Origin of the sequence: Kitasatospora sp. NPDC007106 (assembly GCF_040634455.1) — a bacterium.
Taxonomy (GTDB): Bacteria; Actinomycetota; Actinomycetes; order Streptomycetales; family Streptomycetaceae; genus Kitasatospora; species Kitasatospora arboriphila.
On record NZ_JBEYFP010001034.1, the window covers coordinates 1 to 1,915 of the forward strand.

Sequence of the window (1,915 nt, forward strand, 5' to 3'; positions counted from 1 at the left end):
CTACTGGCGAGTATGCTGCCAGGAAGTTCCGGACGGGCACAGGAAGACGCGGCCCGCGTGCGGGCAGGAACGTGCGTTCCGCCCGACTGCACAGCCGCAGCCGCCGGACAGGACCAGTACAGGAGACAGGCCGTGAGCTTGAGGATCGTTGTCTGTGTGAAGTACGTGCCCGACGCGACCGGTGACCGTCGCTTCGCGGACGACACCACCACCGACCGGGAGGGCGTGGACGGCCTCCTGTCGGAGCTGGACGAGTACGGCGTGGAGCAGGCGCTGCGGATCGCGGAGGCCTCCGGCGACGCCGAGGTGACGGTGCTGACCGTGGGTCCGGACGATGCGAAGGACGCGCTGCGCAAGGCCCTGTCGATGGGTGCGGACAAGGCCGTGCACGTCAACGACGAGGACATCCACGGCTCGGACGTGATCGGCACCTCCGCGGTCCTGGCGAAGGCGCTGGAGAACACCGGCTTCGACCTGGTGGTGTGCGGCATGGCCTCCACCGACGGCACGATGGGTGTGCTGCCGGCGCTGCTCGCCGAGCGGCTGGGCGTGCCGCAGGCCACCCTGCTGTCCGAGGTGTCGGTCGAGGGCGGCGTGGTCAAGGGCCGCCGCGACGGCGACGCCGCGACCGAGCAGGTCGAGGCCGCGCTGCCGGCCGTCGTGTCGGTCACCGACCAGTCCGGCGAGGCCCGCTACCCCTCGTTCAAGGGCATCATGGCCGCGAAGAAGAAGCCCGTCACCGAGCTCGACCTGGACGACCTGGGCATCGACGCCGACGAGGTCGGCCTGGCCGGCTCCTGGACCAAGGTCGCCGACATCACCGCCCGCCCGGCCCGCACCGCCGGCACCGTCGTCAAGGACGAGGGCGAGGGCGGCAAGCAGCTCGCCGCCTACCTCGCCGAGCAGAAGTTCATCTGAGCCCACGCCGCACGCGCGCATCCAACGAACGATCAGGAGCAACGAATCATGGCTGAGATCCTGGTTCTCGTGGACCACGCCGACGGCGTGGTCCGCAAGCCGGCCCTCGAACTGCTGACCCTGGCCCGCCGGATCGGCGAGCCCTCCGCCGTCGTCCTCGGCGCCGGCGCGGCCGCGGCCGACATCGCCGCCAAGGCCGCCGAGTACGGCGCCGCCAAGGTCTACACCGCCGACGCCGACGAGTTCGCCACCCAGCTGGTGGTCCCGAAGGTCGACGCCCTCACCCAGATCGCCAAGAACAGCGGCGCCGCCGCGGTGCTGGTCACCTCCTCCGGCGAGGGCAAGGAGGTCGCCGCCCGGGTCGCGCTGCGGCTGGGCTCCGGCATCATCACCGACGCCGTCGACCTGGAGGCCGGCGAGAGCGGCCCGGTCGCCACCCAGTCGGTGTTCGCCGCGTCCTTCCAGGTCAAGTCGACCGTGACCACCGGCACCCCGGTGATCACCGTCAAGCCGAACGCCGCCGCCCCCGAGCCGGCGCCGGCCGCCGGCACCGTCGAGCAGGTCACCGTCGCCCTCACCGGCAACGCGGCCACCGTCACCGCCCGCACCCCGCGCGTCGCCTCCGGCCGCCCCGAGCTGACCGAGGCCGCGATCGTGGTCTCCGGCGGCCGCGGCGTCGGCGCCGCCGAGGGCTTCGCCGTCGTCGAGGACCTCGCCGACGCGCTCGGTGCCGCCGTCGGCGCCTCCCGCGCCGCCGTCGACGCCGGCTGGTACCCGCACACCAACCAGGTCGGCCAGACCGGCAAGCAGGTCTCCCCGCAGCTGTACGTCGCCGCGGGCATCTCCGGCGCGATCCAGCACCGCGCCGGCATGCAGACCTCGAAGACCATCGTCGCGGTCAACAAGGACCCCGAGGCCCCGATCTTCGAGCTCGTCGACTACGGCGTCGTCGGCGACCTGTTCACCGTCCTGCCCCAGCTCACCGCCGAGGTGAAGG

At 72.5% G+C, this 1,915-nt stretch carries 2 protein-coding genes; both read left to right on the forward strand.

All coding sequences use genetic code 11. The annotated features are described in order from the left end of the window. Nucleotides 1-156: 156 nt before the first annotated feature. Nucleotides 157-918 carry an electron transfer flavoprotein subunit beta/FixA family protein gene (locus ABZ641_RS35410; protein WP_359988519.1) on the forward strand — a complete coding sequence of 254 codons (762 nt, stop codon included), beginning with the start codon at nucleotides 157-159 and terminating at the stop codon, nucleotides 916-918. A 48-nt stretch (nucleotides 919-966) separates the two neighbouring features. Continuing rightward, nucleotides 967-1,915: electron transfer flavoprotein subunit alpha/FixB family protein (locus tag ABZ641_RS35415; RefSeq protein WP_359988517.1), on the forward strand; the 949-nt coding region annotated here is incomplete at its 3' end.